The organism is Stieleria sp. (genome assembly GCF_041595215.1).
Classification (GTDB): domain Bacteria; phylum Planctomycetota; class Planctomycetia; order Pirellulales; family Pirellulaceae; genus Stieleria; species Stieleria magnilauensis.
The window spans coordinates 1-4807 of record NZ_JBFHKV010000677.1 but is presented as its reverse complement, the minus strand read 5'-3'; the positions used below and the strand labels follow the sequence as shown (position 1 = coordinate 4807).

General features: G+C 58.6%; 4 protein-coding genes. All 4 read left to right on the top strand.

Features of this window, described 5'->3' with window-relative positions:
* Window positions 1–1888 (top strand): HD family phosphohydrolase (locus ABX749_RS22305; RefSeq protein ID WP_372897926.1); only part of this gene is annotated, 1888 nt, incomplete at its 5' end.
* A complete protein-coding gene (gene ybeY / locus ABX749_RS22300) occupies window positions 1857–2507 on the top strand; it encodes an rRNA maturation RNase YbeY (RefSeq protein WP_372897925.1) in 651 nt (216 codons plus the stop codon). The genes ABX749_RS22305 and ybeY, both read left to right, overlap by 32 nt.
* The gene (locus tag ABX749_RS22295; protein ID WP_372897924.1) at window positions 2500–3807 is read left to right on the top strand and encodes a hemolysin family protein; all 1308 of its coding nucleotides are present in this window, start codon (window positions 2500–2502) and stop codon (window positions 3805–3807) included. Before ybeY ends, ABX749_RS22295 begins: the two co-directional genes overlap by 8 nt.
* A gap of 281 nt (window positions 3808–4088) precedes the next feature.
* The coding region (locus ABX749_RS22290; protein WP_372897923.1) for a 2-oxoacid:acceptor oxidoreductase family protein at window positions 4089–4807 on the top strand (719 nt) is incomplete at its 3' end.

Here is a 4807-nt window from a genome sequence, read left to right as displayed (position 1 = left end):
ATTCCTCGCGATGAAGGCGGTGTTCGCCAGTGATCCCGAACTGGAAAAACTGGACACCGCGATCAAGAACTTGCAGAAAGACGAGTTCGACAACGGATTGTTGCAATCGATCAAGCACCAGGCCGAACAGGGCAGCCAGCGATTCATCCGCGTCTACTCGACCGAGCCGTCCGATGCCGTCGAAGTCACCGTCGACGACGTCCAGATCGCGTTGATGAAGCCCAAAATCGAATCGATGTTGGCCGAAGAGTTTCGCTCGCAATTCGGCGGTCAGGTCGAAACCGACCAACACCGCCTGGTCGCTCAGATGGTCAGCCATTGGATCGACAAGCGGTTGCCGGAATATGAGACGTTGTCCTATGACGACGAAGCCAGTGGCAAGGCGCGGGCGGAGATCGCCGCTAGCGTCCCACCGGTGATGAAGAAGTTCTACGCCGGGCAATCGGAACTCGCCGACGCGGGTGAGCCGCTCGACGAGCACGAATTGCGTTTGTTGCACATGGAGCATCGCCAATGGACCAACTACCGCGGCGCGATCGACCGAATCGCCCGGGTGGCTGCGTACGGCGGAATGATCGCGGCACTGTATTTGTTGTGCGGATCTTACATCCTGTTTGTCGACGATCGCTCGTTGGTGTTTGACCGCGTCAAGCTTTCCAAGTTGTTGTTCCTGTTCGTGTGCACGATCGGCATCAGTTACTGGGTTGCCAGCGACAAGTATCGCAGCGAACTTGCCCCGCTGGTCATCGCCTCGATCATCACCGCAATTGTGTACGGTCGCGATCTGTCGCTATTGCTGATGTCGGCGGCGATCATCAGCGTGACGTTGTTCTTGAACGAAGGGCTCAGCCATTTGGTGATGTTGGCCGCGGCGGTCACGACGTCGACGCTGCTGACCGGACGGATCCGAACCCAAAGCCATTTGCTGTTTGTCGGCGGCGTCTCCGCAGCGGTCACGTTCCTGACCGTGGTCGGGGTGGGGATCGTGACCGGCGATACGACGACAATCCCGACTGGCGTGGAACGTCTCGCGCCGACGACCGTAAGCTTTCTGGAAGTGCTGGCCGGTTTGGCACAAGAGGGTTTGCGTGCCGGGGCGTTCATCGTGATTTCGGCAGCGGCGTTGACGCCGATTTTGCCGTTGATCGAAAAAGCGTTCGGCGTCCAAACCGATCTCAGCCTGTTGAGCTTGAGTGACGCCAGCCACCCGTTGCTGCGTCGTTTGGCACAGCGTGCGCCCGGAACGTACAATCACAGTATCAACGTCGCGTCGATCGCCGAAGCCGCCGCCGATGCGATCGGAGCCAACGGATTGCTGGTCCGCGTCGGAGCGTACTTCCATGACATCGGCAAGATGTTCAAGCCGGAATACTTCATCGAAAATCAAAGTGGCGTCAACCAACACGATTCGCTGCAACCGGCGATGAGCACGTTGGTGATCATCGCGCACGTCAAAGACGGAGCGGATTTGGCGCGAAACCACCACCTGCCCCAACCGCTGATCGACTTGATCATGCAGCACCACGGCACCACGCTGGTCGAATACTTTTTCAACGAAGCGGCCAAACGAAGTGAAGACAATCCAAACGAAAAACAGGTCAGCGACAAGGATTTCCGCTATCCTGGGCCGAAGCCCCAGACCTTGGAAGCGGCCGTGATGATGCTGGCCGATACCGTCGAAAGTGCCAGCCGTACGCTGGTCGACCCGACGCCGGCGCGGATTCAGAACCTGGTCGATCAGATCGCGCAAAAGAAAATGGCGGACGGTCAATTCGACGAGTGCGGGTTGACGTTCCAGCAATTGAATCTTGTTCGAAAGAGTTTGGTGAAGTCCCTTACCGCTATCTATCACGCACGTGTCAAATACCCAAGCCAACAGCCCGCCTGAGACCGATTCGAAGTCTCAGCCGGCTTCTCCCGATCTCGAGGAGCCTGAGCCTTTCGGTGCGAACGTTCGCAATGTTCCGACCGATCAAGACGACAGCAGTGCCCCCCGCGACGGCGCGACCGACAGTGCAACCGATGGTGTTGGCGTCGCGGTGGATGTCTTGTGGGATGTCACGGTGGAAGCCTGGCAGGATCGTCTGGAATTGAGCGATGATCGAATTGCCGACGCGGTACAAGCGGCAGCGGCGGTGCGTGGATTTCAACGCGGCCAAATCGGTGTGCGGATCACCGACGACGTGACGATCCACGAAATCAATGTCCGTCATCTGTCGCACGATTACCCGACCGACGTGATCAGTTTCCCCTATTCGGACGATCCCGATCACATCGAGGGCGAATTGGTTGCCAGCGTCGAGACCGCTCAAGAGAACGCAGCGGAGGCGGGCTGGGAAGTTGCCAACGAAGTGTTGCTGTACGTGATTCATGGTGTGTTGCATATCGGTGGCATGGATGATCACCAAGCCGACGAGCGGGCGCTGATGCGAGACGCCGAACGTGAGGTGCTGGCGCATCTGGGGATCCAGGTGCCGGCTGTGGCGGAGGGCGACCAGCGTGGATAATGCGTGGCCTTACCTGATGGTTTCCGCCGCCGGATTCCTGGTCAGCAGCATCGGTGGATTGGGTGCGGAGTTACTGGACTGTTTCGCGGGGCGATCGTTAGAAGCGTTCTGCCGCGTCAAGAAACGCCGTGAACGATTCAGCAGCGTGCTGGAACATCAGGACGCAGCGATTCGCGGCAGCGAATACTTGCGGATGATCGGAACGGTGTTGTTTCTGATCGCGGGCACGGCTGCCTTGATCATTTCCAAACAGGGCACCGGCTCGCTGGCTTTGACCAACATGCTCGGCTCGCTGGTCGCATGGGTCGTCTTGGCGACGATCTCGATGATGTTCGTCCACGCTTGGCTACCGGCCGCGGTCACCCGATTCGCATCGGCGCCGGTGCTCTATCACACCTGGCCGTTCTGGCGCACGTTGACTTCGGTCATGAACCCGTTTTCGATTCCCGGTGAAGTGATCGCGGCGCTGACCCGCCGGTTGTCGGGTCAGGACGAAAACGAAGACGAGTCCGAAGAGTTACTCGAAGACGAAATCCGTACGATCATTGCGGCCGGGACGAACAAAGGCATCTTCGGACCCGGCATTCGCGAGATGATTCAAAACGTGATGGACCTGAGCGACGACACCGTCGGTCACATCATGACCGTGCGTGGAGACATCGATGCGGTCGAACTGGGCGACACCTGGCCGGCGGTGATGCAGCAGGTGATTGAATCGGGGCGAACCCGTTTGCCGGTGTACGACGGGACCTTGGACAAGGTCGTCGGGGTGCTGTACGTCAAAGACCTGCTGCCGGAGATCGCCGACGGAAAAACCCCTTCGCGACCGCTCGGAGAGATCATGCGGCACGCCTGGACGGTGCCCGTTGATCGCAGCGTCGAATCGCTGTTGCGAGAGTTTTTGCATAGCCGATCCCACATGGCGATCGTGTTGGACGAGTTCCAGCAGACCGCCGGGGTGGTGACCATCGAGGACGCCTTGGAGGAAATCGTCGGTGAAATCGTCGACGAATCCGACGAAGACGAGGAAACGCGGTTCGAAATCATCAACGAGTCCACGGTCATCGTCAGTGGTCGCGTGATGATCGATGACCTGAACGACCGGCTGCATTGGGAGCTGCCCGAGAGCGACGACTATGAAACGGTCGCCGGAATGGTGCTCAGCAACCTGGGAGAAATCCCCGAAGCCGGGGCGACCTTCCAGATCGGTGACGCCGCCTTTGAGGTACTACAGGCAACCCGTCAGAAGATCGAAATGATGGAAGTGCGGTACGCCCCGGGACATCGTGTCGCGGTCTAACCGCAAGAAAACACCCGATTTGCAAGGCGAAAACACGTTGGTCCGGGCGTTTCTTGCGCAAAATGCCTGTTTCAACACTCCCGGTCATTACGTTTTGATGGCCGAATTATAGAATTTGACGAAGTTTCCGAATTGGAACACTCGATACAACCCCTACAGTCCGTTGGTCGCTACAACTTGAGGCCCAGAAACGGATTGCCGCAGCGATGGCGCGGTAGAAACCTCGGCAACGCCGCCAGATGCCCCGGCGTGGCCACTAGACGACGCGAAAGATTCAGTTCATGACGACTACAAAACATGTCAAATCCGTCTCAGGAATCACCGTGCGACTGGCCGGAGATTCGGGCGACGGGATGCAGTTATTGGGGACCCAGCTGACCAATACCAGTGCCTTGGCTGGCAACGACGTGGCCACGTTCCCGGATTTCCCGGCGGAAATCCGCGCCCCGCGGGGGACTCGAGCCGGGGTCAGCGGTTTCCAGGTCCAGTTTGCCAAAGAGGAAATCTTCACGCCCGGCGATACGCTCGATGCGCTGGTGGTGATGAATCCGGCCGCCTTGGTGACCAATATCCAGGATCTTCGCAAAGGCGGCATCCTGATCGCCAACGAAGACGGATTCACCGACAAGGATTTCAAACTGGCCAAGGTCGATGCCAATCCGTTGGAGGCAACGGTGATCAACGACAGTTATCGGCTGATCAAGGTGCCGATGACCCAGTTGACCCGCACCGCGGTCTCCGAGCACGGTCTGAGCCCCAAAATTGCGGACCGCTGCAAGAACTTTTTTGCCATGGGCCTGGTGTACTGGCTGTTCGGCCGATCGCTCGACCCGACGCTGCGTTTCATCGACAACAAGTTCGGCAAGAAACCGGATGTCGCTTCAGCCAACGTCGCGGCGCTGCGGGCCGGTTGGGCGTTCGGTGAAACCACCGAAGCGTTCGGCGAAAGCTATCAAGTCGAAGCGGCCGAGCTTACCCCCGGCACCTACCGCAACATCAT